Source organism: Dyella ginsengisoli (assembly GCF_044904665.1).
Taxonomy (GTDB): domain Bacteria; phylum Pseudomonadota; class Gammaproteobacteria; order Xanthomonadales; family Rhodanobacteraceae; genus Dyella_A; species Dyella_A ginsengisoli.
The window spans coordinates 257,300-281,758 of the sequence record NZ_JADIKM010000002.1; the positions used below are offsets into that span (position 1 = coordinate 257,300).

Consider the following 24,459-nt stretch of genomic DNA (forward strand, 5'->3'; position numbering starts at 1 on the left):
GATGCTCTCTGCCGAAGGCCTCCAGAAGCGTTTCCGCTCGCGCCAAGTCGTGCGCGACTTCGGGTTCTCCATCCGCCAGGGCGAGGTGGTGGGCCTGCTCGGCCCCAACGGCGCCGGCAAGACCACCTGCTTCTACATGGTGGTGGGCCTGATCGAGGCCGACGCCGGCTCGATCAAGCTGGACCGCCAGGACATCACCGGCCTGCCGATGCATTCACGCGCCAAGCTGGGCATCGGCTACCTGCCGCAGGAGCCGTCCGTCTTCCGACGCCTGAGCGTGGCCGACAACATCATGGCCGTGCTCGAACTGCGCGAGGGGCTGAGCGCGAAGGAGCGCGTGGCCGAGCAGGAAAACCTGCTGGAAGAGCTGAAGATCACCCACATCGCCGACCAGAAGGGCATCAGCCTGTCCGGCGGCGAGCGGCGCCGGGTGGAAATCGCCCGGGCGCTGGCCGCGCAGCCGCGCTACATGCTGCTGGATGAACCGTTCGCCGGCGTCGATCCGATCTCGGTGGGCGAGATCCAGCGCATCGTGCGCCACCTCAAGGAACGCGGCATCGGCGTGCTGATCACCGACCACAATGTGCGCGAGACGCTGGGCATCTGCGACCGCGCGTACATCCTCAACGAGGGCGAGGTGCTGTCCCGCGGCACTCCGGCGCACATCCTGGCCGACGAAAAGGTGCGCGAGGTCTACCTGGGGCGCGAGTTCCGCCTCTGAGGCCGGGACGGCCGCGGCAATCGGTCCTGCATCGGGGCCGTCGCGGCCGGGTTCAAGGCTGTTCGGCCCCGCGGGCTGGGGTTAGGATGGGGTCGCAATCCACCTTCCCCGGTCGGTATGAAACCCGGACTCCAGTTCCGCCTCCATCAGCAGCTGACCCTGACGCCGCAGTTGCAGCAGGCGATCCGCTTGCTACAACTCTCGCAGCTGGAGCTTGAGGCGGAGCTGCGCCAGATCGCCGAGGGCAACCCGCTGCTGGAGTTCGCCGAGGAAGCGGAGTCGACCGAGGAAGGCGAGGAAGCCGAAGGCAGCTACCTGCCCGAAGGCGGCGGCAACACGTCGAGCACCACGTCGAGCAGCACCAGCGACGACCATGACACCGGCGACGCGCCCGAGTGGGCCGACGGCGACGGCGCCGGCGAGCAGCCGATGGATTTCTCCCTCGGCAGCAGCGCCGGCAGCAGTAACAGCGGTTCGCGCAGCGACGAGGATTTCGAGCCCCAGAATGCCGCCGTCGAGACGCTGCAGGAACACCTGTTGTGGCAGCTCAATCTTTCCGGCTTCAGCACGCGGCAGCGCGCCATCGCCACGGTGATCATCGACGCGCTCAGCCCCGATGGCTACCTCACCGAAAGCGCCGAAGCGCTGCTCACGGCGCTACCGGCCAACCTCCAGGCCAGCGCTGAGGAAGTGGAGTCGGTGCGTCGCCAGGTGCAGGCATTCGACCCGGTGGGCGTGGCCAGTCGCGACCTGCGCGACTGCCTGCGCGTGCAATTGGAGCAGTTCGACCCGTCGGCCACCCCGCAGCGCGAGCTGGCCCTACGCATCGTCGAGGGTGAGCTGGACCTGCTGGCCCGCAACGATGTCACCAAGCTGGCCCGCAAACTGCGCGCCGACGAAAACGACGTGATCGCCGCCTCGGCCCTGATCCGCAGCCTCGATCCGCGCCCCGGCGCCGCGATGGACGCCACGCCGGTCGAATACGTGGCGCCCGACGTCTATGCCTACAAGGACGGCAGCCGCTGGAAAGTCAGCCTGAACGCCGACTGCCAACCGCGACTGGGTCTTAACCAGCACTATTGCAACCTGATCGCCAAGGCCCGCGGCGAGGACGCGAGCTGGATGCGCGGACAGCTGCAGGAGGCGCGGTGGTTGATCAAGAGCCTGGAGTCACGGGCCGAGACCCTGCTCAAGGTGGCCGAGGCCATCGTGCGGCGGCAGAGCGCGTTCCTCGACTACGGCCCCGAGGCGATGCACCCGCTGGTGCTGCGCGAGGTGGCCGAGGAGGTGGGCATGCACGAATCGACCATTTCCCGTGTGACGACGCGCAAATACATCCACACGCCACGCGGTACATTCGAGCTCAAGCACTTCTTTTCCAGCGGCGTGTCCACCGAGGATGGCGGCAGCGCCTCGTCCACGGCGATCCAGGCCATGCTGCGCAAACTTGTCGATGCGGAGGACCCGCGCAAACCGTTGTCCGATCAGGCGCTCGCCGAGGAACTGCACCGCAAGGGCATCCAGGTGGCGCGCCGCACTGTCGCTAAATACCGGGAGGCCATGCGAATTCCCAGCTCCAGCGAACGCCAGCGCGCCGGCTGAACGATCCGCGCATCCCGCGGAACCTCGGCGAGGCGACGGCGTCAGAACGGGGCAGCACCAGATGACTGTGGATGCGCACCGGGCATGCGGCCCGGCCGACGCATCGAATCACGCCGCGAAGGCGGCAGTAACAGAGGAGGCGCAACATGCAATTCCAACTCAGCGGTCAGCACGTCGATATCACCGAAGCCATGCGCGCGCATGTCACCGACAGGCTCGACCGCCTCACCCGCCTCGATGACCGATTGACCAGCCTGGCCGTGGTGCTTTCGCTGGACAAACTGCAGCAGAAGGCGGAAGGAACGCTGCATACCTCCTCCGGCGCCCTGCTCCACGCCGAGGCCTTCGAGCCGGACATGTACGTCTCCATCGACATCATGTTCGAAAAGCTGGTGACCCAACTGCGCAAGCACCGCGAGAAAGTGTGCGACAAGCACAAGGCCGAAGTGCGCCGCGACGAGCGCCTGTACGGCTGAGCCGCCACCCCGTCCGCACGATCCACCCGCGGCCCGCCCCTTCGGCGGGCCGCTCTCGTTTCCGCTCGGGCGCGACTGCGCCGCCGCAGCACAAGCTGGCACAATGGTCCCTGCCCCCTGGCGGCCGCACCGGCCGCCAGCCCGGCCAAAGGACCCGATGACGTGGACCGGCTCACTGCCCGACAACTCTTCGATGGCGTGCATGAGCGCATGGCGCTGCGCTGGGCGGCCGGCATGCGCGGCGAAGGCCGCGTGCTGGAACGCGGCGTGACGCAGACGCGCCGTCCCTCGCTGGTCGGCTACCTCAACGTCATTTATCCGAACAAGATCCAGATCATCGGCACCGAGGAGCTGAAGTACCTCGACGAGCTCGATTCGCGCCAACGCTGGGAGGCGATCAACAAGATCGCGGCGTATCAGCCGGTCGCGCTCATCGTCACCAAGGACCAGGCGGTGCCCTCCGACTTGCGCGAGGTGGCCGAGGAAACCAACACCCCGCTGTGGATCAGCGCCAAGCGCGGCCACGAGCTGCTGACCTGGATGCAGTACCACCTGGCGCGCATGCTGGCGCCGCGGATCACCCTGCATGGCGTGTTTCTGGAAGTGTTCTCGATCGGCGTGCTGATCACCGGCGAGTCCGGCTCGGGCAAGAGCGAGCTGGCACTGGAGCTGATCAGCCGCGGTCACCGGCTGGTGGCCGACGACGCCACCGAATTCACCCTGATCGCGCCCGACGTCATCGACGGCACCTGCCCCGAGCTGCTGCAGGACCTGCTGGAAGTGCGCGGCCTGGGCGTGCTCAACGTGCGCGAGATGTTCGGCCATACCGCGGTGAAGGCGTCGAAGTACCTGCGCCTGGTGATCCACCTGAAGCCGCTGCGCGACGGCGAGGACACCGACGCGCTGACTCGCCTCACCGGCGACATCGGCCATCGCGAGATATTCGAGGTGGCGGTGCCGATGATCACCATTCCGGTGGCACCGGGGCGCAACCTCGGCGTGCTGGTCGAGGCGGCCGTGCGCAACCACGCGCTCAAGAGCAAGGGTTTCGACCCGGCGCAGACTTTCATCGACCGACAGGCGCACCAGATGCGCCGCCTGCCCCCATGGTGATGTGTGGACCCTAACGACACCGCGGTGATTGCCCAGGCCGGACCCAACGCCGTGCATCTGGTGGTGCTGACCGGCATGTCCGGCGGCGGCAAGACGGTGGCCCTGCGCGCGCTGGAGGACCTGGAGTTCTACTGCGTGGACAACCTGCCGGCCAGCCTGCTTCCGCGGCTGGTGAATGCCGTGCTGGAAGACCGCGGCGGCCAGCGCATGACACGCATCGCGGTAGGCGTGGACGCGCGCAACCGCGAGCACGACATCGAGATCATGCCCAGCGTGCTCTCCGAGCTGGCCGAGGCCGGCGTGCAGGTCCACCTGATCTTCCTCGATTGCCGCGACGAGGTGCTGATCAAGCGCTACTCGGAAACGCGTCGCCGTCACCCGCTGGCCATGCGCAACGTGTCGCTGGCCGACGCGATCGCAGCCGAGCGGCGCCTGTTGCGCCCGCTGATGGGCATCGCTGAAAAGGTGATCGATTCGAGCGCGCTCAACGTGCACCAGCTGCGGCGCCTGGTCGCCACCGACTACGCGCGCGCCACCGAAGGGCTCACCGTGATGTTCCAGTCGTTCGCATTCAAGCGCGGACTGCCGCTGGATTCGGACTTCGTGTTCGACGCGCGCTGCCTGCCCAATCCGCACTGGCAGCCGCAGCTGCGGCCGCTGTCGGGCAAGGATGCGCCGGTGCGCGATTTCCTCGATGCCGATCCGCTGGTCGGCGAGTACTTCGCCGACACCGTGCGCTGGCTGGAAGCCTGGCTGCCGCGCTTCGAGGCGGATGACCGCAGCTACGTCACCATCTCGATCGGCTGCACGGGCGGGCGTCATCGCTCGGTGTACCTGGTGGAGCAGCTCGCCGCGCATTTCCGCGCGCGCCGCGGCGGCGTACTCACCTTTCATCGTGAACTGGAGTGACGACATGAGCGTCGGTGTGCTCCTGATGACCCATGAATCCGTCGGCAGGGCGCTGATTTCCGCGGCGCATCACGTGATGCCCAAGCTGCCGCTGCGCGTGGACGCGGTGGAGGTGCCGCCGCAGGCCGATCCGGAAGTGATGCGCACGCTGACCGCGCGCCACGCCCGCGAGCTCGACCACGGCGATGGCGTGCTGGTACTGGCCGATCTGTACGGCGCTACGCCGTGCAACATCGGATTGTCGCTGGCCTCGCTCGGGGTCCGTCTGCGCTGCGTTTCGGGGCTCAACCTGCCGATGCTGCTGCGCGTGCTCAACTATGCGGACAAGCCGCTGGACGAACTGGTGGAAATCGCCGCCAGCGGTGGCCGCGGAGGAATCTTCATCGACCATGCTTGAAAAAGAGATCGTGGTATCCAACCGGCTCGGCCTGCATGCGCGCGCTTCGGCCAAGCTGGTACAGCTGGTACAGGGCTTCAAATCCACCGTGTGGCTGATCAGCAAGGGGCGCGAGGTGAATGCCCAGAGCATCATGGGCGTGATGATGCTGGCAGCTGGCATCGGCACCGCACTGACCGTGCGTACCGAGGGGCCGGATGAACAGACCGCACTGGATGCGGTGGTCGACCTGTTCGAGCGCAAGTTCGACGAGGGCGGATGAGATGAAGGCTGAAAACGTGACGCGGGAAACGGCAACGCTGCGCGCATCGGCGGCGATGCACGTGTGCGGCTGTCGCGGCGTGCCGGTCGAGCCGCCTCCCCACGTTGGCTTGCTGTCGTCGCGCGTCTCACGTATCCGTCGCCCCGCGGGCGGTGGCGACGCATGAGGCAGAGCCTGCCCGGCACCGTGGCCGCCAGGGGCATGTGCCTGGGCCGTGCGCGCCTGGTGCAGCCGAGCCGCTATGCGGTGGACAACCGTCCGCTGGGCGAGGACGAGGTCGATGCCGAGCTCGAACTGCTGCATCTGGCGCTGGACACCGCCCGCCAGGAGCTGCGTGAGCTGCGCACCAAGCTGCACGGCGCACTGGCACGCGAGGTGAACGAGTTCATCGACGCGCACACCCTGCTGCTGGACGACCCGGAAATGCTGCGCGGGCTCGACGACATGATCCGCATCGGCCACTACCGCGCCGGCAGCGCCCTGAAAAAGCAGCGCGACCGCATCGCGGCGGTGTTCGAAGCGATGGACGATCCCTACCTGCGCAGCCGGCGCGAGGACGTCGACCAGGTCATCAACCGGGTGATTTCCGCGCTGCAGCGGCAGACCACCGCCGAGGAGCGCAAGCTGGCCGCGCGGGTGGGCGAGATCCTGATCGCCGACACCATCGCGCCGGGCGACATGGCGCACCTGGCCGGGCACGGCCTGCTCGGCGTGGTCGCCAGCTCGGGCAGCCCCTACTCACACAGCGCGATCCTCGCGCGCAGCCTGGACCTGCCGATGCTGGTAGGCACGCGCGACGCGCTGTCGACCATCCACGACGACGACCTGATCCTGCTCGACGCCGAGCAGGGCGAGGCAATCGTCCATCCGACCGCGCAGGATCTCTCCCGCTACCGCGCCTGGCAACGCGAGGCGGCGCTGGAAGGCCGGCGCCTGGCCAAGCTCGCCAATGCCCCCTCGCGCACCCGCGATGGCGTGGAAATCAAATTGCTGGCCAACGCCGAATCCGCCACCGACGTGGCAATGGCCCGCGCCCGCGGCGCCGACGGCGTGGGCCTGTACCGCACGGAGTTCCTGTTCCTGCGCCACAAGGGCCTGCCCAGCGAAGAGGAGCAGTTCGTTGCCTATCGGGACCTGGTGATGGGCATGGGCGGCCTGCCGGTGACGATCCGTACGCTCGACCTGGGCGCTGACAAGGCCGACGCCGCGGGCATCGCACTGCGTGGCGAGGACAACCCGGCGCTGGGCGTGCGCGGCGTGCGCCTGTCGCTGCGCCATCCGGCGGTGTTCACCACGCAGATCCGCGCCATCCTGCGCGCCGCCTGCTATGGGCCGATGCGCGTATTGGTGCCGATGATCACCCAGCCGGACGAACTGATCGCGGTGCGCACGTTGTTCAAGCTGGCCCGGCAGGAACTCAAGCAGGAAGGCATCGACCTGCCGGAGAAACTGCCGCTGGGCGCGATGATCGAGGTGCCTGCCGCGGCGATCACCGTGCGCGCCCTGCTCGAGCACGCCGACTTCCTGGCCATCGGCACCAACGATCTGGCGCAGTACGTGCTGGCCGCCGATCGCGGCAATGACGCGCTGGAGAATGTCTACAACCCGCTCCACCCCGCGCTGCTGCGACTGATCTGCCACGTCATCAGCGCCGGGCGGCGCGTGGGCAAGTCGGTGAGCCTGTGCGGCGAGATCGGCGGCGACGTGAACTTCACCGCGCTGCTGCTGGCGCTGGGCCTGGGCGAGTTCAGCATGCACCCCAGCCAGATCCTGCAGGTGCGCGACCGCCTCGGCGAGCTGGACCGCAGCGAGCTGCGGCGCCTGGCGCCGCAGCTGATCCGTGCGCACACCCACGAACAGGTCGAGGCGCTGCTGGCCACGCTCGACAGCGCCCTGCCCGCCTGACCGCCCCGCGGACCATCACAAGGTCCGCAGGAACGCCTCCAGCACCACGCTGCGGTAGCGCTGGCGATGCACCAGCAGCGAGAGCTGGCGCTCCAGATCGAGGAACGGCGTCTTGAGAATCTTCAGGCGCCCGGCCGCGACCGCGTCGCTCACCGCTACGGCCGGCAGGCAGGCGATGCCCAGGCCAGCCACCACCGCCTGCTTGATCGCCTCGATCTGATCGAGCTCCAGCACGGTCTCGCCACTGGGCAGCTGGCCCAGCGCCCGCTCGCTCAGCACGCGGGTGGCCGATCCGGGCTCGCGCAGCACCCAGCGCGCCCCAGCGAAGTGTTCGGCGGCGAGGCGACGGCGTTGGGCCAGCGGGTGATCCGGGCGAGCGCACACCACCAGGCTGTCCACGCGCCACGGGCGCACCTCCAGCTGCGGGTGGGCCACCGGCCCCTCCACGCAGCCGACGTCAAGGCCGTGATCGAGCATCGCCGCGGCAATCGCCTCGGTGTTGGCCACGCGCAGGCGGACGGTCACCTGCGGATGCGCGCCGATGAAGTCGCCGAGCAGTTCGCCCACGCGGTAGTTGCCCACCGTGTTGCTGGTGCCGACGCGCAACTCGCCGCCGAGCATCACGTCGTCCTTGCCGCGCCGGCCGAACTCGGCATAGCGCTCCAGCAGCTCCTGCGCCAGCGGCAGCAGCTCGCGGCCGCGTGCATTGAGGTGCAGGCGCCCGCGCTCGCGATCGAACACCGGCGCATCGAGCTGATGCTCCATGTCGCGCAACGCCATGCTGGCGGCGGGCTGGGTCAGGTGCAGTTGCTGGGCTGCCGCGCGCACGCTGCCGAGCGTGGCGACGTGCACGAATACCTCGAGCTGGCGCGGGCTGATGTTGATCATCAGTAGAACTTATACAACGAATAAGATATTTCAAGTTTTCCTGATTCAAAGTTCCGACGATCATGGCCCGGCCCTTCCCAAGGAACACCCCGATGAGCCCGGCTCTCCACGATGCACCAGCAACCTCCCCGGCGAATGAGACAGCGGCCCCCACGCTGGCAGCCCGCCTGCCCGGTCTGCTGCTGACGGTGCTGATCGCCGCCGCCGCGTTCGCGCTGGGGCGTCGTTTCACCCTGGTCGGCGGCCCGGTGATCGGCATCGTGCTGGGCATCGTCATTGCCAACGCGCTCAGCCTGCCGACACGGCTGCGTCCCGGCATCCAGTTCGCCTCCAAGCAGGTGCTGCAGTGGTCGATCATCGCGCTGGGCTTCGGGCTGAGCCTGGACCAGGTGGCGAAGACCGGCCTGCAGTCGCTGTCGGTCACCCTGGTGACGATGAGCGTGGCCTTCGTAGCCGCCTGGGCGCTGGGGCGCTGGCTGCGCGTGCACGACGACCTGAAGATCCTGATCGGCGTGGGCACCGCGATCTGCGGCGGCTCGGCGATCGCCGCGGTGACGCCGATCCTGCGCCCCGACGAGCACGACACCGCGTTCGCGATCTCCACCATCTTCCTGTTCAACCTGGTCGCGGTGCTGCTGTTCCCGCTGCTCGGTCACCTGCTGCACCTGTCCGACCTGGGCTTCGGCATGTGGGCCGGAACGGCGATCAACGACACCTCGTCGGTCGTGGCGGCCGGCTACAGCTACAGCCGCGACGCCGGCGACTTCGCCACCATCGTCAAGCTGACCCGCGCCACATTGATCATCCCGGTGTGCATTGCGCTGGCGATCGCCGTGGCGGTGCGCGAGAAGCGCCGCGGCGGCAGCGACTTCAAGCTGTCGCGCATCTTCCCCTGGTTCATCCTGTGGTTCCTGGTGGCCTCGGCGGTGCGTTCGGCCGGCTTCGTGCCGGTGGCGCTGCAGGCGCCGCTGCACATGGCGGCCGAGTTCCTGATCGTGGTGGCGCTGACCGCCGTGGGCCTGTCGGCCAACCTGCGCCGCATGGCCTCCACCGGCGTGCGCCCGATCCTGCTCGGGCTGGGCGTGTGGGCGGCGGTGGCGATCAGCAGCCTCGCCGTGCAGCTGGCGATGGGACAGCTCTGAGCGGCCGCGCTAGCGGCCGTGGAATATGGCGGGGCGATCCGGTCGGCACGCACCGACCGGGCGCAGCCAGGATTCGCGGGCGACCCTTTCCGTGCACGGTCCGAGCGTGCACAGGCGGATCGGCCGGCTGCGCGCCTCGGCAGCGACGCGGTCGAGCATGACGTGCAGCATGTCGCCATCAAACGGCGTGTAGAGATAGAACACGGTGCCGCTGGACAGATCGGCCTGGCGCGCATCGCCCTGCACGAACGCCGCCCGCACCAGCCCAAGCTCCTGTGCGCACCGGCGCGCCGAGGCCACGTAGGCCTCCTGCCATTCGACGCCGATGCAGCGCGCCGGCGAACAGATCGCCGCCAGCAGCGGAACGTGGCCCATCCCCGAGCCGAGGTCGACCAGCACGTCGTGCTCGTCCAGCGCCAGCCGGGTCAGCGCGTCGAAGATGTGCCGCGCCGGCGTGGGCTGGTAGAACACCATGCCCTGGTCCAGCGGCGTGATCGGCCCCGGCGATTCGCGAATCGCCAGCACGCCGCTGATCAGGTTGTCGAGATGGTCATAGCGATCGCTGGAATCGTCCGCGTCGGGACCGGATGCAGCGGCCGCCATCCAGGCACGCAGAGCCTGCGCGCCCTCACCGCGCCGGATCGCCTGGCGGATCTGCGCGGACAACGCGTCGTCCACCGCCTGCAATTCGGCGGCGAGCGCCTCGATGCGCTGGCGCAGCACCGCGTCGTCACCGGCCGCGGAGACGCCAAGCGCAAGGCAAGTGTCGAGCCAGTCCAGCGCATCGCTGCGCTCGCGCAGCCGTCCGGGCTCGCGCAGGGATGCATCGCGTTCCAGTACATCGAGCCGGGTGGACGGAGCGGTCATCGTGGCTCAGCGCAGCCGCCAGCCCGCGAGGAAGCGGCTCATCGGCGCCCCTGCTCCGCCAGCGTCAACGCCACCTTGTCGCGCAGGTAAACCGGCAGCGCCAGTTCGGGCGCCTGCGCCCGGCCGGCGAGACACTCGCGCACCGCGAGGCTCGCCACATGCACGGCCTGCGGAAAGCGATCGCCGTGCGCCGATCGCACGACGCGTCCGGCCAGCCGTTCACCCAGCACCTCGGCGTAGGTCGCCCAGCCGCTGCCGACCACATGCCAGGCATCGCTCGGAGGCAGCAGTAGCGACTCGGCGGTGGCGACCCGCTCGTCGTCCAGCGCGATCAGGCCGCCGAGGCCGTCGCGTCGGTAGCAGGCCACGTAGAGCTCGCCCATGCGGGCGTCGATCACGGCGAGGATGGCCGCGTCGCTGTCGTCGTCGGGCGCCTCCAGCGCCAGCGCGGCAAGCGAGGAGATGGTCACCACGGGCACGTCCAGCGCCAGCGCCATGCCCTGCGCCAGCGACACGCCCAGTCGCACGCCGGTGAAGGCACCGGGGCCGCGGCCCACCGCGATCGCGTCCAGTGCGTGGCGGCCGATGCCGGCCTCGGCCAGCAGCGCATCGGCCATCGGCAGCACCAGCTCGGCGTGGCGGCGCGGCGCCAGTTCGCTGCGCGCGATCACCTCATCGCCATGCACGAGGGCAACGGAGCACGATTCGGTGGCGGTTTCGATCGCAAGCAGGTTCATGCGCGCATTCTCGCATCGGCGGAACGGGCATGACAGCGCGGCCGGATGGCTGCGCCCGGGCGGGTCGCCGCGGGCGCGATGACGATATCGGGCCGGACGCAGGCGCGCCGGCCCGATCCTGCAAGAGCGCGGGCGTCAGCCCTGCATGTCTTCCAGCTCGATGCCCTTGGTCTCGCGCACGGCCGACAGCACGAAGAACAGCGAGATCAGCGCGAACGCCGCGTACAGGCCATAGGCGAAGGTCAGGCCGATCTGCGCCAGCGCCGGGAAGGTGGAGCTGATCACGAAGTTGGCCAGCCACTGCGCCGAGGCCGCCACCGCCAGCGCGATCGCGCGGATGCGGTTGGGGAACATCTCGCCCAGCAGCACCCACACCATCGGGCCCCAGCTCAGGCCGAAGAACACCACGTAGGCGTTGGCGGCCACCAGCGCCACCGGCCCCACCGAATGCGGCAGCACCAGGTCGGCACCCGTGCCGGTGGCCTGCGAGAAGCACCACGCCATCACGCCGAGGGTCAGCGCCATGCCGGCCGAGCCGACCACCAGCAATGGCTTGCGGCCGATCTTGTCGACCAGCGCGATCGCCACCAGGGTCACCAACACGTTCACCACCGAGGTGGCCACGGTGATGGTGAACGAGTCGGCCTCGCTGAAGCCCACCGAATGCCACAGCGTGGACGAGTAGTAGAAGATCACGTTGATGCCCACGAACTGCTGGAACACCGACAGCAGGATGCCGACCCACACCACCGGCAGCAGGCCGGCGGTCGGACCACGCAGGTCGCGCAGGCGCGGGCGGTATTCCATCTTCAGGCTGTGCGCGATGTCATCCACCTTCTTGTCCAGCGCGCTATCGCTGCTCATGCCGAGCACCTGGCGCAGCACGTTCTTGGCCTCGGCGAGCTTGCCCTTGGCCACCAGGTGACGCGGCGACTCGGGCACGCCGAGCACCAGGCCGCCGTAGATCAGCGCCGGAATCACCGCGATCAGGAACATCCAGCGCCAGGCCGCCAGCCCGAACGCCAGCGTGTTGGCCGCGCCGCCGGCCGTGCCGGCCAGCCACGCGTCGCTGAGCAGCGCCACGAAGATGCCCAGCACGATCGCCAGCTGCTGCATCGAGCCGAGTCGCCCGCGCACGCGCGCCGGCGAGACTTCGGCGATGTAGGTGGGCGCAATCACCGAGGCCACGCCCACGCCGATGCCGCCGACGACGCGCCACAGGATCAGATCCCACACGCCGAAGGCGAGGCCCGAGCCGAGTGCGCTGACCGCCAGCAGCAGTGCCGCCACCTGCATGGTGCGCACGCGGCCGAAGCGGTCGGCCAGCGAACCGGCGTACCAGGCGCCGGCAGCCGAGCCGAGCAGCGCGCAGGACACCGTGATGCCGATCTCACCTGCGTTCAGCCCGAACGCGCCGCGGATCGCGTCCACCGCGCCGTTGATCACCGCCGTGTCGAAGCCGAACAGGAAGCCACCCAGCGCGGCGGCCGCCGCGATCACCACCACGCGCAGCGTGGCGTGCTGTTCGGCGTCCGCCGTAGTTGCAATCGTTGCCATCGTGTGTCCCCACCCCTGGATGTTGAAGTCCGGCCGATTCTGCGACGCCGCCGGCGCCGGCTCGACCTGAATACGTATGTACCTTGCACTGCACCAAGCCGCATCGCGACCGGGTGCACCCCGCCGCAGCTTACCCGGGCGGCTGCCACAACTCGACGCGCCGGCCCTCCGGATCGCGAATCCAGCCGAAGCGGCCGAACTCGCCGTCCTCACGCTGCTCGTCCACCCACACGCCGGCAGCGCGCAACTGGTCGAGCAGTGCATCGAGATCATCGACGCGGAAGTTGAGCATGAACGGTTGTGCCTCGTCGCCGAAGTACCCGGTGTCCTGCGCGAACGGCGTCCACAGCGTGAATCCGGGCCGCGATGCGTCCTCGTCGAAGCGCACGCCGCCGTAGGCAGGATCCACCGCCAGCCCCAGGTGCGTGGCATACCACTGCGCCAGCGCCTGCGGGTCACGCGAGCGGAAGAAGATGCCGCCCAGTCCGATTGCCTTGGCCATGTCGATCTCCCCGTGTCAGTCGTGGTCTGAAGCTGGCGCCTGAAAAAATGCCTGCACGTCGGTGAGCTCACGCGTGCGCGGCATCGGCGGCAGGCTGGCCAGGAACAGCTTGCCGTAGCCCTTGCCGAGCAGGCGCGGATCGCACAGCACCAGCACGCCGCGATCGCGCACGTCGCGGATCAGCCGCCCCGCGCCCTGCTTGAGCGCGATCGCCGCGCTGGGCACCTGCCAGCCCATGAAGGGATTGATGCCAGCCTGCTCCAGCGCCTCCAGCCGCGCCTGCAGCACCGGATCGTCCGGCGCGGCGAACGGCAGCTTGTCGATCACCACCACGCTGAGCGCCTCGCCGGCCACGTCGACCCCTTCCCAGAAACTCGCCGCGCCGAGCAGCACGCCGTGGCCGCTGGCACGGAACTCCTCCAGCAGCCGGTGCCGCGGTGCCTCGCCCTGCACGAACAGCGGCCACGGCACGCGCGTGCGCAGCAGCTCGGCGGCGCGGCGCAATGCACGATGCGAGGTGAACAGCAGGAACGCGCGACCGTGCGACGCCTGCAGCACCGGCAGCACGGCGTCGAGCACCTTGTCGGTGTAGTGGCGCGCGGCCGGGTCGGGCAATCCCGGCGGCAGGTAGCACAGCGCCTGCGTGGCGTAGTCGAACGGGCTTTCCAGGCTCAGCGTCTGCGGATCTTCCAGCCCCAGCTGACGCGCGAAGTGGCCGAACTCGCCGCCCACCGACAGCGTGGCCGAGGTGTGGATCCACGCTGCCTGGGTGCGCTCGCGCATCGCGCGCAGCGGCGCAGCCAGGTCCAGCGGGGTGGCGTGGATGGCGAAGCCGCGCGGGAACAGCTCATACCAGCGCACATCGATGCCGCGCGCCTCGCCGGCCTGGCCTTCGACGATGCGCTCCAGCCGCTCGCTGATCGCCAGCGAGCGCTCGTAGACGTTGGCGAAGCCGCGCGAGCGCTCGGCCTGCGAGGCCAGCTGGTCGGACAGCGTGGCGACCAGCTCGGTCACCTCGTGCAGGCCATCACGCACGGCGGCGCGGCTGTCCAGCTCGGCGAACGGGCCGCGCGCCGGCAGCGACTCCATTGCCGCGCGCAGTTTCTTCAACGCGTCCTGCAGCGCTTCCACCGGCTCCAGCAGCAGGCCGATCGCGCCGGTGATGCCAGCGCATTCGGCCAGCGTGTCCTGGCCGAGTTCGGCAAGCTGGCGCGCGCTCACGCTCTGCGAGAAGAACTGCCCGGCCAGCTCCGGCACCTGGTGCGCCTCGTCGAGGATGAACGCCTGCGCGCCGGGCAGGATCTCGCCGAAGCCTTCCTGCTTGAGCGCGAGGTCGGCGAACAGCAGATGGTGGTTCACCACCACCACGTCCGCCTCCTGCGCCTCGCGCCGCGCCTTCACCACGTGGCAGTCGTCGTAGAACGGACACTCCACGCCCAGGCAGTTCTCCGGTGTGGAGGTGACCCGTGGCCACAGCGGCGACTCCTCCGGCACCTCGGCCAGCTCCATGCGGTCGCCGTGACGCGTGCGCGCCGACCAGGTGCGGATGGCGGCGAGCTGGTTCGCCTGCACCGCATCCAGGCTGCCGCCGTCGCGCACGGTCTGGTCGAGCCGGTACAGGCACAGGTAGTTGGCGCGCCCTTTCAGCAGCGCGGTCTTCAGCCGGCTGCCGAGCACCGAGCGCACGCGCGGCAGATCGCGGAAGAACAGCTGGTCCTGCAGCGCCTTGGTGCCGGTGGAGACGATCACCCGCGCACCGGACAACAGCGCCGGCACCAGGTAGGCGAAGGTCTTGCCGGTGCCGGTGCCGGCCTCGGCGATCAGCGTCTCGCGCTCGGCGATGGCGTGCGCCACCGCGCGCGCCATGTCCTGCTGCGCGGCGCGCGGGGCGAAGTTGGGCAGCTCGCGGGCAAACGGGCCGTCGGCGCCGAGCAGCGCACCGATGTCATCGGTCGCGGCGTCATCGAGATCGATCATCCACCAAGTATGGCGGAGGGCTGCGGAGGCGGCGAGCGCACGGCGACTGCCTGCGGCGTCGCTTGCGCGCCGCTGGCTTGTCGGTACGCTGCGCCTTGGTACCGCCACTGCAGGGACCGCCGATGTTGGAAGCCGCGTGGGACGGACTGCTGCATCTGGGCCGATGGCTGCTCGGCGATCTGCTGTGGGAGCGCGTGCTGTTTCACCTCGGCCGCGTCACGCTGCGGCTGCTGACGCTCGGTCACTGGCCTGGCTACCGCCGGGCCGAACGGCGCAGCGACTGGATCAGCGCAGCCGGCCTGCTGCCGCTGCTCGCGCTGTGGCTGGTGCTGGCGGCATGGAACAACCTACATGGCTGAGCCGATCGCGCCGGAATCAGCCACAGACGACACCGCGGTCAGCCGCTGGTTCGGGTCGGCGTTCGGGCAACTGCATCCGCAGCTGCAGACCCTGCACCGCCGCGGCGGCACGCTGCATGGACCGCTGACGATCCGCTTCGGCCGCGGCCTGGTCGGCGTTTTCGGCCGGCGTCTCGCGCGCAAGCTGGGCATTCCGACCGACGGCACCGTACATCGACTGCAGGTGGGCATCCACCATCTCGATGGCCGCCTGCACTGGGATCGCCGCTTCGACGACGGCGCACGCTTCGCCTCCACGTTCCGCCCCTACGGCCGCTGGCCGGACGGCGGCTGGATCGAGGAAACCGGTGCGATCACCCTGCGCCTGCAGGTGGACGTGGTCGACGGCGGCTGGCAGTGGCGCTGCATCGGTGCGCGCCTCGGACGCTGGCCGCTGCCGCTGTGGCTGCTGCCAAGGACGCATGCAGGCAAGCGGATCGAGGCGGGCGACTATCGGTTCGACGTGAGCATCGCCCTGCCGCTGCTGGGTGAGGTGCTCGGCTACGGCGGCCTGCTGCAGCTGGCGGACGATGGCGATCAGTAGCGGTTGACGCCGGCCTTGTGGCAAGTCTGCACCCACTTGCGCGCGCTGGCGGCGCCGGCGCCGTCGTCGGCCTGCAGGCGCATTTCCACCACGGTCTGCCAGTTGCGCGCGCACAGCGGGCCCAGCTTCGGACCGAGCGACCACGATTGGTGCGCCAGCTTTTCGGCCATCGGGAAATCGCGCATGCGCACGGCGATCTCGGCACGATCCTGCAACAGGTCGGGCGACTCGGGGCTGAGCTTGAGCGCCTGGTCGAGCTTGGCGGCTGCGTCGGGGTAGCGGCCGGCGCGCTCGTCCGCCCGAGCGCCTTCCTGCAACGTCGTGACCGCCGGATCGCGCAGCGGGGTCACGTCGATGATGGATTTTTCGCGCTCGCCGGCGGCGCGGATCGACGCGACCAGATCGTAGTTCGGCCGCGGCGTGCGGGCTGGGGCGGGAGGCGGCGGCGCGGCGAACAGCGCGCAGCCGCCCAGCACGATGGCGGACGCGGGAATCAGGAAACGCAGGGAACGACGCAAGGACATGGGGTCTACTGCACGGGAGCGGGATTGGGCGGCGGCGGATTGTCGTGGCTGCCGCCGAAGAAATCACCCACCCGTTGCCAGAAGCAGCCCTCGGTATCCGGCGGCAGGCTGCCAGCCACCACGGCAAGCTGGCGCGCCCCCTCGCACTGCGGGTCGGTGCGCTTGCCGTCGGAGGGATTCATCCACGCCAGCTCCAGCCCGGGCCCTGGATCGGCCGACAGCGGGCGCGTGGGCAGCTTGGCGAACAGGTCGCGCCACACGCGCAGCGCGCCGGTGGCGCCGAACAGGCCGGTGGGCTTGTTGTCGTCGCGGCCCATCCAGAACACCGCCAGGTGCTGGCCGGTGAAGCCGGCAAACCAGCTGTCGCGCATGTCGTTGCTGGTGCCGGTCTTGCCGGCGGCATTGAGCCAGGCCAGCCCCGAGTCGCCGATCGAATGCGCGGTGCCGAACAGCGCCACCTGCTGCATCGCCCAGGTGGTGAGGCGCACGGCGCTCTGGTATTCGCCCGGCCCCTGCTGCACCTCGTAGCGCTTGATCGTGCGGCCGCTGCCGTCGAGCACGCCACGCACCGCCAGCAGCGGCAGCGCGTGGCCGTCGGAGGCGAGGTACTGGTAGAGCTGGGCCAGCTGCAATGGCGCCATGTCCTGCGCGCCGATCAGCAGCGACGGGCTGGGGTTGATGTCGGTGAAGCCGAACGACTCGAGGAACGCCTTGATGCGCGGCAGCCCCACCTGCAGCCCGAGATGGATGGTGGCGAGGTTCCACGAGTGCGCCAGCGCATCGACCATCGGCAGCATGCCGTGGCTCTGGTTGTCGTCGTTGTGCGGCTCCCACATGGTGCCGTCGGGCTGGCGCATGCTGATCGGGCCGTCGTCCAGCAGGGTGCCGAGGTTCCATTGCGACGGATCGGTGAGTGCCACCAGGTAGACGAACGGCTTGATCGTCGAGCCGACCGGGCGCTGCGCGTCCATCGCGCGGTTGAAGCCGGTGTCGCCCGGGATCTTGCTGCCGACCACCGCCAGCACGCTGCCGGTGTGGGCATCGGTGACCACGCCGGCGGCCTGCACCGGATCGCCGCGCTTGCCCAGCGTCTTCATCGTGCTGGTCACCGCCTGCTCGGCGTAGAGCTGGGCGGCCGGGTCCAGCGTGGTGAAGATCGACAGATTGCCGGCGCGCAGCGTGTCGTCGTCGAAGTCGGCGGTGATCTGGCTGCGCACCAGGTCCATGAAGGCGGGAAAGCGGTTGTGCGGCAGCTGCGCGTTGTCGGCGATGCCCAATGGCGCGGCCTGCGCCGCGCCGGCCTGCGCGGCGTCGAGCAGGCCGGTCTGCTGGAACTGCTGCAGCACCAGGTTGCGCCGCTGCAGCGCGTGCTGCGGATAACGCCGCGGATCGTAGTAGCTCGGGCCCTTCACCATGCCCACCAGCAGGGCGATTTCCTGCGGACGCAGGTCTTCCAGCCGGCGACCGAAATAGAACTCCGCCGCCGCGGCGAAGCCGTGCACCGCCTGGCTGCCCTGCTGGCCGAGGAACACCTCGTTGACGTAGGCCTGCAGGATCCGGTCCTTCGGGTAGTGCGCCTCGATCAGCAGCGAGAGGATCGCCTCGTTGATCTTGCGGGTGAAGTTCTGGTTGCGATCCAGGAACAGGTTGCGCACCAGCTGCTGGGTAAGCGTGGAACCGCCCTGCACGGTGTGGCCGGCACGCAGGTTGGCGAACGCCGCGCGCGCGATGGCGGTGAAATCGAGACCGATGTGGTGCTTGAAGTCGCGATCCTCCACCGCCTGCAGGCCGCTGATCAGCAGCGGCGGCACGTCGGCGAGGCGCACGATGCGACGCTCTTCCTGCTGCGCGCCGTACACCGTGGCGATGCGCGCGGGATCGAGATGGGTGAGCTTGATCGGCTTGCCGCTGTCGGCATCCACCAGCGAGCTCACCTGCCCGCGGCCGAGCGCGATGCGGATGCGCTTGGGCAACTCGCCGCCGTCCGGTCCGGCATAGCCGCGCGAGGCGATCGTGTAGCGCGTGCCCTGCTTCGCCCAGCGGCCGGCCACCTCGCCCTTGCCGTCGTTGCTGTAGCCGGCGAAGGTGAGCTCCAGCTCCAGCGCAGCGGGCGTCATCGCCACGCCGGGCGCCAGCTCCAGCGGCCGCGCGTAGACGCGGGTGGGCACGGCGAATACCAGGTCGTTGAAACGATCCTGCACTCGCTTGTTGAGGATCAGCGTGTATGGCAGCAGGAAGCCGAAGAACAGGCCCATGCCGATCCAGAACGGCACGCGCACCCACGGCCACGCGGTGCGGGCGAACGATTGAAGTCGGGTCAGAAAGGCCAACGCGTGGAGTTCCGGATCAAGGCGAAAAACGATGATAGGCCCTGCCGCCCGGCGCGAATATGAATGCGCACCGGGTTTGCGTGGCGCAACGCGGGCAGCATCGGGCGCGTGCGATGACGATCAGCGCGCCGCCAGGCCCCAGCTGCGCGCGTCGGGATGGAATGGCCGCGGCTCGACGCCGAGCAGGCGGATCAGCTCGGCGTTGTCGGCCACCAGATCCTGCTCCAGCCGGGCCAGCGGACCGCGCATCGACGGCGCGAGCTGTTGCCCCATGTGCAGCAGCACACGCGGGATCGGCAACGGCAGCGTGGCCACCGGCAGGCTCGCGCGCACGCGGCCGAACATCGCCGCGGCGCTCAGCCGTTCGCCGCCGCCGATCGGCAGCACGTGGCCGCTGGGTGCGCCATCGCGCAGCGCGGCCACGCTGGCCTGCGCGATGTCGTCCGCATGCACCGGCTGGCGCAGGCCGCGCCCGGCCGGCAGCGGGAACACGCGCAGTCGCGCCGCGCGCCGCGCGATCGGTGTGAGGCTGCGATCCAACCCGGCGCCGTAGACGATGGTGGGCCGTAGCACGTTCCAGCGCAGGCCGCGTCTGCTGCAGGCCTCGGCCAGCGCCGCCTCGCCGTCGCGCAGCGTCTGCGCGATCGCGCGCTCGGCCGCCACCTCGGAATCGCGCTTGGTCTGCGCGCTCATCGAGCTGGTCGCCACGATGCGCGGCGTGCCTGCAAAGCTCGCCTGGCCGAGCCACTGCGCGAACGGCAGCAGCGGGCCATAGCTCACGATGCCGGTGAGCGCGGGCAGCTCCGGCGGCATCGCGTCGGGCAGCTGCCCCACGATCCAGCGCATGTGTTCACCCGCCTCGCGCGCATGCCGACTGATGGCGAGCACGTCGTGGCCAGCCGCATGCAGGCGGGGAAGCAGGAAGTGACCGATCTGGCTGCTGGCGCCCAGCACCAGGATCGTCATATCAGGTTCGTCATGCCGGCATCGTCATGCGTTCACGGCTCCGAATTCAGCCGTGCCGTCAGCTCCGGCAGGCGCGGATGCTGCGGCGCCAGCTTGCGCACGCGATCGAGCGACTGCGCCGCGCCCGGGCGATCGCCGGTGTCGAGCTGTTGCTCGGCGCGATCGAGCCACGCGGTGGCTAGGCGGTTGCGCAGCTGGTCCTGGTTGGGATCGCCGGGCGCCAGATCGCTCAGGTTGCCGAGCATGTCGCCGGCGGTGGCGAGGCGGCCGTCGTCGAGCGCCTGGTTGAACAGCCGCACCACCACGGCCGGCAGGTTCTGCAGGCCGTCGCGCGCCGCGGTGTTGTTGCCGTCGATGGCCAGCGCGCCGCGGTACAGATCGTACGCGCTGGCGCCGGGCGGCAGCATGATGTCGCCGCGCTGCGCCGCATCCCTGGCCTGGCTCACCAGCGCGTCCACCCTGGCGCGCTGCTCGGGTGAAAGCATTGCCGGCAGCAGGCTGGCGTCCTGTTTCGGCGTCGCGGCCTCCGGCGCGCCGGCCACGGTGCCGGCCGTGCTCGCCGAAGCCGGTGCGGCCTGTTTGTCGTCCTGGCGCAGGCGCGCGCGCGCGGCGGCGAGATCGGCCGACTTCGGCGCCAGCGCGTCGGCCTGGTCCAGCAGCGCCCTGGCCTGATCCGTGCCGCCGCTGTCGATCAGTGCGTTGGCCTGCACGGTGAGCGCCTGCACCACCTTGCCCAGGCCGGCGCGCGCGTCGGGATTCTGCGGATCGAGCGCGAGCGCCTTCTGGAACAGCGCCAGCGCCGTGTCGTCGCCGCTGCCGGTGATGTGGCCGGCGCGCAGCGCGTCCATGCCCTGGCTGACTGCCTGGTTCACCGCATCGTCGTGCGCGCGCTGCACCTGCGCCTGCTGCGCGCGCAGCGAGGGCAGGTCGCCGTAGCGAGGCAGCAGCGAGGCGAGCTTGTCGATGGCGCCGGCGGCGTTGACCGCGTCGCCGGCATCGAGCGCCTTGCGCGCCTGGTCGGCATACGCGCCGCCGACCTGGTCCAGCCCGTGCGCAGCCACCGCGTTGCCGGGATCACCGGCGAGCACCTTGGCGAACAGCGCGGCGGCGCCGTCGTCGCCATCGAGGCGGCCGGCGGCCAGCGCCTGTCGGGCACGGTCGACCAAGTCGTCGGCGTGCACGCCGTTGGTGCGGGCCTGCGCGATACGGCGATCGAGCTGGTCGACCTCGTCGCCACCGCCGAGCAGTTCGCGCGCCGCGGAAGCGGAACGCGCGGCCTCGTCGAGCTGGCCGGCCGCCAGCTGCTTCTGTGCCTGGGCGAGCTCGGCCTGCCCCACGTTGCGCAGGCCGGCCAGCGCGCGGTCGTTGTCCGGCTCCAGCGCGCGCGCGGCCTGGAACAATTCGCGCGCGCTGGTGCCGTCGCTGCCGTCGAGATGGCCAGCGTCGAGCGCGGCGGTGGCGCGCGAGAGCACGTCGTTGAAGCTGGTGCGCGGCACCAGTCCGCGCAGCGAATCCTGATTGAGCCAGAGCACCGTGATCAGGCCGACCAGCAGCAGCAGCGCCAGCGGAACCAGCCAGCCGCGTCGGGGCGGCGGCTCGGGTGACGGCGCCCGGGACGCCGGTGTCGGCGCGCCGCGCCGTGGCGATGGATCGATGGTGACGCGCGGCAGGTCGTCCGTGGGCGCCGAAACGGGCGCGGCCGGGCGATCGAGGTCGTCGAGGTTGCCCAGGGTGGGCTCGGTGCGCCCTTGCGGGCCGCGCGGGTCGTTGCGTCCGCTCATGATCTGCCGCTGTGGATGAAACCGCCGAAGCTTAGCATCGGACCTCGGCCGCACCGCCCCGGTTCGCAGCGCCGTTCAACTGCCAGCCGGCTCAGCGACCACCGACACGGCGTGCATCGACCACGTTGGGCAGCGCCACCAGCTTGGCCAGCAGGTGCGAGAGCTGCTCGTAGTCGCGCACGCGCAGGGTGAAGCGCATCTCCACCTCGCCGGTGCGCACGAACATGCGGCTGGAGGAGGCGATGATCGGGATGTTCGCATTGCTGATCACCGCGGTGACGTCCTTCTGCAGGCCCTTGCGGTCGTAGCCGTGCAGCTCGATGTCGACCTGGTAGGCCTGCGCCGCCACGCGTCCCCAGCTGACGTCGATCACCCGCTCGGGATCGCGCCGCGCCAGTCGCGCCAGCGCGGCGCAGTCGGCCCGATGCACCGACACGCCGCGCCCGCGGGTGACGAAGCCGCGCACCGGATCGCCCGGCAGCGGCTGGCAACAGCGCGCCAGCACGGTGAGCAGGTTGCCCACGCCCTCGATGCTCAGCGCGCTCTGATCGATCGCCGGCGCGCGCGATGCCGGCAGTGCGGGCGTCGCCTCGGGCGGCGCCGGGGGCTGCGCGGCCTCCTGCAGCAGGCGCGAAATCTGTCCCGGGTTCACCTCGCCGAGCGCCAGCGCGATCAGCAACTCGTCGTGCGTCTTCAGGTGGAACTGCGCGGGCAGGCCGGCGAGATCGGCGTTTGGCATCGCCAGGCGCTTGAGTTCGCGCTCCAGCATGGCGCGGCCGGCGGCGAGGTTGGCATCGTGCGCGATGCGGCGGAACCACGCGCGCACCTTCTCCCGCGCCCGCGCCGTGTTGAGGTAACCGTGATGGGTGGAGAGCCAGTCGCGGCTGGGCTCGCCGACCTTGGTGGTGAGGATCTCCACGCGATCGCCGCTGTGCGGCTGGAAGGTCAGCGGCACGATGCGCCCGTTGACCTTGGCGCCGCGGCAACGGTGCCCGACCTCGGTATGCACGTGGTAGGCGAAATCGAGCACGGTGGCGCCGTGCGGCAGATCGAACACTTCGCCACGCGGCGTGAGCAGGTAGACGCGGTCTTCCAGCAGCTCGGTCTGCAGCTCGGCGGCCAGTTCGCCTTCGCCGTCGGCGCGCGGTTCGAGCAGCTTGCGCATCCAGGCGATCTTCGACTCGAACTCGGCATCCGCGCTGCCGCCTTCCTTGTAGCGCCAGTGCGCGGCCACGCCCAGCTCGTTGGCCCGATGCATCTCGTGGGTGCGGATCTGCACTTCCAGCGTCTTGCCGCGCGGGCCGATCACCGCGGTGTGCAGCGAGCGGTAGCCGTTGGCCTTGGGCCGCGCCACGTAGTCGTCGAACTCGCCCGGCAGGTGCGGCCACAGCGTGTGCACCACGCCGAGCGCGGCGTAGCAGTCGGCCACGCTGTCGACCAGGATGCGCACGGCGCGGATGTCGTACAGGTCGGAAAAATCCAGCGCCTTGCGCTGCATCTTCTTCCAGATCGAATAGATGTGCTTGGGCCGCCCGGCCAGATCGGCGCGGATGCCGGCGGCGGTCAGCGCCTTGCCCAGTTCGGCCAGCGACTCGCGGATGAAGTTCTCGCGGTCTTCGCGGCGTTCGTCGAGCAGCTTGGCGATGCGACGATAGGTGTCCGGCTCCAGATAGCGGAATGCCAGATCCTCCAGCTCCCACTTCAGCTGCCAGATGCCGAGCCGGTTGGCCAGCGGGGCGTGGATGTCGCGGGTCAGCCGCGCCAGCTCGGCGCGCGCCGGATCCGGCAGCGCCAGCGCCGTGCGCATGCGCGCCAGCTGCCGCGCCAGCAGCACGAACACCACGCGCAGATCGCGGATGATCGCCAGCAGCAGCCGGCGCAAGCCTTCGGAACTGGCCGCGCCGCTGCGCTGAGCATGCAGCGCCCACACCTTCTCGGCGGCCTGCTGGCCGTCCACCAGCCGGCGCAGTTCCGGCGCCAGCGCGCCCGCCTGCGCCTCGTAGGCGGTCGGCGCCGCCTGCGCCAGGGCAAACCACAGCGCGGCGGCCTGGGTCTGCGCATCGCAGCCGAGCATCACCAGCAGGTCCAGCACGTCGGCGCATTCGCCCTGCAGCACCGGTGCCTCGGCGCAGGCATCGAGCGCGGCGACCAGCACGGCGGGCAACTCGGCGCGGCGCGCCAGCCAGGGCGCGAGCGTGGGCGTATTGCCGTGGGTGATGGGGATCATCGCGGTGCCATGGGAGCGAGTAGGCATTCTATGCGAGCCCGGCCACGGCGCGGCCGCCCTGCCCGCCCGCCGTGCGGTCCGGTACGCTGTGCGCCGGCCCCACATCATCACGGTAGAACGCCATGCGCCCGGTCCCGCTGCCTACGCTCCGACTGCTCTGTGTCCTGCTGCTGGTCGCGCCGGTGCCTGCGGGGGCGCAAAACGCGGACGTCGACCCGCTGCGGCAGCGCATGGGTGAAGCCACATTCCGCGACGCCGGCCTGGACCACCTCAGCGCGGCACAGCTCGCCGTGCTGGAGCGATGGCTGGCGACCCACCCCAACGCGATGGTCGACGCGGTGCCCGCCTCGACCATGCCCACCGCCAGCGCGGTCAGCCACAGCAGCAGCCCCAAGGCCGCCGTCGACAGCCGCATCGCCGGCTCGTTTGTCGGCTGGCATAAAGGCACGGTGCTGACCCTGGAGAACGGCCAGCGCTGGCAGGTCAGCGACGACAGCACGCTGGCCACCGGTCATGCGATCGAGCGCCCCGGCGTACAGGTGACGCGCGCGCTGTTCGGCGGCTGGTGGCTGCAGGTGGATGGCTACAACACCCGCGCCCGCGTGCGTCCGGCCAACTGAGCCGGCAACCGCCG

The 24,459-nt window shown here is 70.0% G+C and carries 23 protein-coding genes; 12 read left to right on the forward strand and 11 right to left on the reverse strand.

The window, feature by feature from the left end; translation table 11 throughout:
• Position 1 precedes the first annotated feature (1 nt).
• The 8 genes from lptB (at position 2) to ptsP (ending at position 7,385) form a co-directional block, all read left to right on the forward strand.
• Positions 2-721: an LPS export ABC transporter ATP-binding protein gene (gene lptB / locus ISP17_RS08185; RefSeq protein ID WP_404631935.1), complete on the forward strand. Its 720-nt coding sequence runs from the start codon at positions 2-4 to the stop codon at positions 719-721.
• Positions 722-838: 117 nt separating this feature from the next.
• A complete protein-coding gene (locus ISP17_RS08190; protein WP_404631937.1) occupies positions 839-2,323 on the forward strand; it encodes an RNA polymerase factor sigma-54 in 1,485 nt (494 codons plus the stop codon).
• Positions 2,324-2,469: 146 nt separating this feature from the next.
• Positions 2,470-2,799 (forward strand): ribosome hibernation-promoting factor, HPF/YfiA family, encoded by a 330-nt coding sequence (hpf, locus tag ISP17_RS08195; protein ID WP_404631939.1) that lies wholly within the window; start codon positions 2,470-2,472, stop codon positions 2,797-2,799.
• Positions 2,800-2,961: 162 nt separating this feature from the next.
• A complete protein-coding gene (hprK, locus tag ISP17_RS08200) occupies positions 2,962-3,912 on the forward strand; it encodes an HPr(Ser) kinase/phosphatase (protein ID WP_404631941.1) in 951 nt (316 codons plus the stop codon).
• 3 nt (positions 3,913-3,915) lie between these two features.
• Positions 3,916-4,821 carry an RNase adapter RapZ gene (gene rapZ, locus ISP17_RS08205; protein WP_404631943.1) on the forward strand — a complete coding sequence of 302 codons (906 nt, stop codon included), beginning with the start codon at positions 3,916-3,918 and terminating at the stop codon, positions 4,819-4,821.
• Positions 4,822-4,825: 4 nt separating this feature from the next.
• Entirely contained in the window at positions 4,826-5,218 is a 393-nt protein-coding gene (locus tag ISP17_RS08210; protein ID WP_404631945.1) for a PTS sugar transporter subunit IIA, read from the forward strand.
• Positions 5,211-5,480, forward strand: coding sequence for an HPr family phosphocarrier protein (locus ISP17_RS08215; protein ID WP_404631947.1), 270 nt, complete (start codon positions 5,211-5,213; stop codon positions 5,478-5,480). The genes ISP17_RS08210 and ISP17_RS08215 overlap by 8 nt, the downstream gene beginning before the upstream one ends.
• A gap of 162 nt (positions 5,481-5,642) precedes the next feature.
• Entirely contained in the window at positions 5,643-7,385 is a 1,743-nt protein-coding gene (gene ptsP / locus ISP17_RS08220; RefSeq protein ID WP_404631949.1) for a phosphoenolpyruvate--protein phosphotransferase, read from the forward strand.
• Between the two features lie 15 nt (positions 7,386-7,400).
• Here ptsP and ISP17_RS08225 read toward each other — a convergent pair whose 3' ends face one another.
• Positions 7,401-8,273, reverse strand: coding sequence for a LysR substrate-binding domain-containing protein (locus ISP17_RS08225; RefSeq protein WP_404631951.1), 873 nt, complete (start codon positions 8,271-8,273; stop codon positions 7,401-7,403).
• A 92-nt stretch (positions 8,274-8,365) separates the two neighbouring features.
• Here ISP17_RS08225 and ISP17_RS08230 point away from each other — a divergent pair, with 92 nt between their 5' ends.
• Positions 8,366-9,415, forward strand: a complete 1,050-nt coding sequence (locus tag ISP17_RS08230; protein WP_404631953.1) for a YeiH family protein — start codon at positions 8,366-8,368, stop codon at positions 9,413-9,415.
• A gap of 9 nt (positions 9,416-9,424) precedes the next feature.
• Here the strand turns inward: ISP17_RS08230 and ISP17_RS08235 are convergent, their stop codons facing one another.
• From ISP17_RS08235 to ISP17_RS08255, 5 genes are all read right to left on the reverse strand, one after another.
• Positions 9,425-10,282, reverse strand: a complete 858-nt coding sequence (locus ISP17_RS08235; RefSeq protein ID WP_404631955.1) for a methyltransferase domain-containing protein — start codon at positions 10,280-10,282, stop codon at positions 9,425-9,427.
• 38 nt (positions 10,283-10,320) lie between these two features.
• Entirely contained in the window at positions 10,321-11,019 is a 699-nt protein-coding gene (gene tsaB / locus ISP17_RS08240) for a tRNA (adenosine(37)-N6)-threonylcarbamoyltransferase complex dimerization subunit type 1 TsaB (protein ID WP_404631957.1), read from the reverse strand.
• A gap of 135 nt (positions 11,020-11,154) precedes the next feature.
• The gene (locus ISP17_RS08245; protein ID WP_404631959.1) at positions 11,155-12,576 is read right to left on the reverse strand and encodes a sugar porter family MFS transporter; all 1,422 of its coding nucleotides are present in this window, start codon (positions 12,574-12,576) and stop codon (positions 11,155-11,157) included.
• 130 nt (positions 12,577-12,706) lie between these two features.
• Entirely contained in the window at positions 12,707-13,078 is a 372-nt protein-coding gene (locus ISP17_RS08250) for a VOC family protein (RefSeq protein WP_404631961.1), read from the reverse strand.
• Positions 13,079-13,093: 15 nt separating this feature from the next.
• A complete protein-coding gene (locus ISP17_RS08255; protein WP_404631963.1) occupies positions 13,094-15,055 on the reverse strand; it encodes an ATP-dependent DNA helicase in 1,962 nt (653 codons plus the stop codon).
• Between the two features lie 122 nt (positions 15,056-15,177).
• Between ISP17_RS08255 and ISP17_RS08260 the strand changes: the two genes are divergently transcribed.
• Positions 15,178-15,414 (forward strand): hypothetical protein, encoded by a 237-nt coding sequence (locus ISP17_RS08260; protein WP_404631965.1) that lies wholly within the window; start codon positions 15,178-15,180, stop codon positions 15,412-15,414.
• A complete protein-coding gene (locus ISP17_RS08265; RefSeq protein WP_404631967.1) occupies positions 15,407-15,997 on the forward strand; it encodes a DUF4166 domain-containing protein in 591 nt (196 codons plus the stop codon). Before ISP17_RS08260 ends, ISP17_RS08265 begins: the two co-directional genes overlap by 8 nt.
• On the opposite strand, the gene ISP17_RS08270 is transcribed toward ISP17_RS08265, so the two are convergent.
• From ISP17_RS08270 to ISP17_RS08290, 5 genes are all read right to left on the reverse strand, one after another.
• Complete coding sequence (locus ISP17_RS08270) at positions 15,991-16,521, reverse strand: tetratricopeptide repeat protein (RefSeq protein ID WP_404631969.1); 531 nt, start codon at positions 16,519-16,521, stop codon at positions 15,991-15,993. The genes ISP17_RS08265 and ISP17_RS08270 overlap by 7 nt on opposite strands.
• A 5-nt stretch (positions 16,522-16,526) precedes the next feature.
• Positions 16,527-18,851 carry a penicillin-binding protein 1B gene (mrcB, locus tag ISP17_RS08275; RefSeq protein WP_404631971.1) on the reverse strand — a complete coding sequence of 775 codons (2,325 nt, stop codon included), beginning with the start codon at positions 18,849-18,851 and terminating at the stop codon, positions 16,527-16,529.
• Positions 18,852-18,971: 120 nt separating this feature from the next.
• Positions 18,972-19,817 (reverse strand): SDR family oxidoreductase, encoded by an 846-nt coding sequence (locus ISP17_RS08280; RefSeq protein ID WP_404631973.1) that lies wholly within the window; start codon positions 19,815-19,817, stop codon positions 18,972-18,974.
• Between the two features lie 32 nt (positions 19,818-19,849).
• Positions 19,850-21,598, reverse strand: coding sequence for a tetratricopeptide repeat protein (locus tag ISP17_RS08285; RefSeq protein ID WP_404631975.1), 1,749 nt, complete (start codon positions 21,596-21,598; stop codon positions 19,850-19,852).
• A gap of 91 nt (positions 21,599-21,689) precedes the next feature.
• The gene (locus tag ISP17_RS08290) at positions 21,690-23,825 is read right to left on the reverse strand and encodes a RelA/SpoT family protein (RefSeq protein ID WP_404631977.1); all 2,136 of its coding nucleotides are present in this window, start codon (positions 23,823-23,825) and stop codon (positions 21,690-21,692) included.
• A gap of 122 nt (positions 23,826-23,947) precedes the next feature.
• Here ISP17_RS08290 and ISP17_RS08295 point away from each other — a divergent pair, with 122 nt between their 5' ends.
• The gene (locus tag ISP17_RS08295) at positions 23,948-24,445 is read left to right on the forward strand and encodes a hypothetical protein (RefSeq protein ID WP_404631979.1); all 498 of its coding nucleotides are present in this window, start codon (positions 23,948-23,950) and stop codon (positions 24,443-24,445) included.
• The last annotated feature ends 14 nt before the right edge of the window (positions 24,446-24,459 follow it).

What these genes read in the sequence shown, in the direction of transcription:
- lptB (WP_404631935.1), top strand. Translation starts at nt 2, where the DNA reads ATGCTCTCTGCCGAAGGCCTCCAGAAGCGTTTCCGCTCGCGCCAAGTC.
- ISP17_RS08190 (WP_404631937.1), top strand. Translation starts at nt 839, where the DNA reads ATGAAACCCGGACTCCAGTTCCGCCTCCATCAGCAGCTGACCCTGACG.
- hpf (WP_404631939.1), top strand. Translation starts at nt 2,470, where the DNA reads ATGCAATTCCAACTCAGCGGTCAGCACGTCGATATCACCGAAGCCATG.
- ISP17_RS08210 (WP_404631945.1), top strand. Translation starts at nt 4,826, where the DNA reads ATGAGCGTCGGTGTGCTCCTGATGACCCATGAATCCGTCGGCAGGGCG.
- ISP17_RS08215 (WP_404631947.1), top strand. Translation starts at nt 5,211, where the DNA reads ATGCTTGAAAAAGAGATCGTGGTATCCAACCGGCTCGGCCTGCATGCG.
- ptsP (WP_404631949.1), top strand. Translation starts at nt 5,643, where the DNA reads ATGAGGCAGAGCCTGCCCGGCACCGTGGCCGCCAGGGGCATGTGCCTG.
- ISP17_RS08225 (WP_404631951.1), bottom strand. Translation starts at nt 8,273, where the DNA reads ATGATCAACATCAGCCCGCGCCAGCTCGAGGTATTCGTGCACGTCGCC.
- ISP17_RS08230 (WP_404631953.1), top strand. Translation starts at nt 8,366, where the DNA reads ATGAGCCCGGCTCTCCACGATGCACCAGCAACCTCCCCGGCGAATGAG.
- ISP17_RS08235 (WP_404631955.1), bottom strand. Translation starts at nt 10,282, where the DNA reads ATGACCGCTCCGTCCACCCGGCTCGATGTACTGGAACGCGATGCATCC.
- tsaB (WP_404631957.1), bottom strand. Translation starts at nt 11,019, where the DNA reads ATGAACCTGCTTGCGATCGAAACCGCCACCGAATCGTGCTCCGTTGCC.
- ISP17_RS08245 (WP_404631959.1), bottom strand. Translation starts at nt 12,576, where the DNA reads ATGGCAACGATTGCAACTACGGCGGACGCCGAACAGCACGCCACGCTG.
- ISP17_RS08250 (WP_404631961.1), bottom strand. Translation starts at nt 13,078, where the DNA reads ATGGCCAAGGCAATCGGACTGGGCGGCATCTTCTTCCGCTCGCGTGAC.
- ISP17_RS08255 (WP_404631963.1), bottom strand. Translation starts at nt 15,055, where the DNA reads ATGATCGATCTCGATGACGCCGCGACCGATGACATCGGTGCGCTGCTC.
- ISP17_RS08260 (WP_404631965.1), top strand. Translation starts at nt 15,178, where the DNA reads ATGTTGGAAGCCGCGTGGGACGGACTGCTGCATCTGGGCCGATGGCTG.
- ISP17_RS08265 (WP_404631967.1), top strand. Translation starts at nt 15,407, where the DNA reads ATGGCTGAGCCGATCGCGCCGGAATCAGCCACAGACGACACCGCGGTC.
- ISP17_RS08270 (WP_404631969.1), bottom strand. Translation starts at nt 16,521, where the DNA reads ATGTCCTTGCGTCGTTCCCTGCGTTTCCTGATTCCCGCGTCCGCCATC.
- ISP17_RS08280 (WP_404631973.1), bottom strand. Translation starts at nt 19,817, where the DNA reads ATGACGATCCTGGTGCTGGGCGCCAGCAGCCAGATCGGTCACTTCCTG.
- ISP17_RS08285 (WP_404631975.1), bottom strand. Translation starts at nt 21,598, where the DNA reads ATGAGCGGACGCAACGACCCGCGCGGCCCGCAAGGGCGCACCGAGCCC.
- ISP17_RS08290 (WP_404631977.1), bottom strand. Translation starts at nt 23,825, where the DNA reads ATGATCCCCATCACCCACGGCAATACGCCCACGCTCGCGCCCTGGCTG.
- ISP17_RS08295 (WP_404631979.1), top strand. Translation starts at nt 23,948, where the DNA reads ATGCGCCCGGTCCCGCTGCCTACGCTCCGACTGCTCTGTGTCCTGCTG.